The sequence below is a fragment of the Aeromonas cavernicola genome (assembly GCF_002795305.1).
Lineage (GTDB): Bacteria > Pseudomonadota > Gammaproteobacteria > Enterobacterales > Aeromonadaceae > Aeromonas > Aeromonas cavernicola.
Map to the genome: position 1 here is coordinate 1 of NZ_PGGC01000118.1, position 1106 is coordinate 1106.

General features: G+C 40.7%; 2 protein-coding genes. Both read left to right on the forward strand.

The features are described from left to right. Window positions 1-669, forward strand: a 669-nt coding sequence (locus tag CUC53_RS19285) for an RHS repeat-associated core domain-containing protein (RefSeq protein ID WP_236757922.1), incomplete at its 5' end; no start/stop codon positions are given. Next, window positions 666-1001, forward strand: a complete 336-nt coding sequence (locus tag CUC53_RS13195) for a hypothetical protein (RefSeq protein WP_100294587.1) — start codon at window positions 666-668, stop codon at window positions 999-1001. The genes CUC53_RS19285 and CUC53_RS13195, both read left to right, overlap by 4 nt. Window positions 1002-1106: the final 105 nt, after the last annotated feature.

The window sequence follows — 1106 nt, forward strand, 5'->3', positions numbered from 1 at the left end:
CGCTTTCAGGGCCAATATTGGGATGCGGAAACAGGGCTGCACTACAACCGCCACCGTTATTATCAACCCGATACCGGCCGCTTTATTAGCCCCGATCCGATTGGGTTAGCGGGGGGCATTAATAACTACCAATATGCGCCTAATCCGATTGGTTGGGTCGATCCGTTGGGGTTGAAAAATGTAAAAGAAAATGGGCCGAATAATATTGATGGCCACGCTAGTCAAAATACACCAAACGGTATGGAAGAGCCGCCGAGTGTGGTGGCTGCCCAAGCTAGGCAGCATAAAATGCTGTCTGATAACCAAGGCTTTAATATAAGTCCTTCTAGTTGGGACCAATATCCATCAATAGGTAGGGATGGTACGTTCGTTACAGATAAAAATGGAGTGATGAAATATTTCGGCGAGGTTGATTCCGATAGCGTCACTATATCTCAATCCACAGCTTCGATAATTGAAAAGAATATGGGGCTAAATCCAGGATCTTTATCAGAAGGTTTTAATGTAAGAAAGATAGACGGCATTTCAGAAATGAACCCTAGGAGTCCACTATCTGGTAATGATTACTTTAAAGGCCCTGGACAACATCTACCAGGCGGTGCTCCAGAGCTTGTTATCGACTCTGTACCTACATCTACACCGGTTTTTTTGAGGGTAAAAGTGAAGTGAATAAAAGACCAGATAATACAATTATTGTTACTGATATAAATAGTAACAAAATAAAATTGATAGCTAACAATGAACAGTTGGTTAGTGATATGAATAATATTGGCTTTACAGTCGATGGAGATTATATGGTGCAATCTTTTTCGACAGAAAACGATATTGTTTCAATGATTAATCGTCTAATTGACCGCGAGGTTCTATTCTTGTTTGGGTATGGATGGTACCCATCGGAAATCGTTGGTTTTTATAAAGATAGGAATATGGTAAGTAAAAGTTACAAAGTAATATCTTGGCGTGACCCAGATAATTTTGTGGTTGAGAATATCCCATCTTAGGGCCGTAGGCTCGATTAGCGTAGCGTAATCGGGCGTTCGCGGATTAATTAATATTACGTTCTTTCATAATCTGGATATTTCACAGGTCAGGAATAAATAACCTCC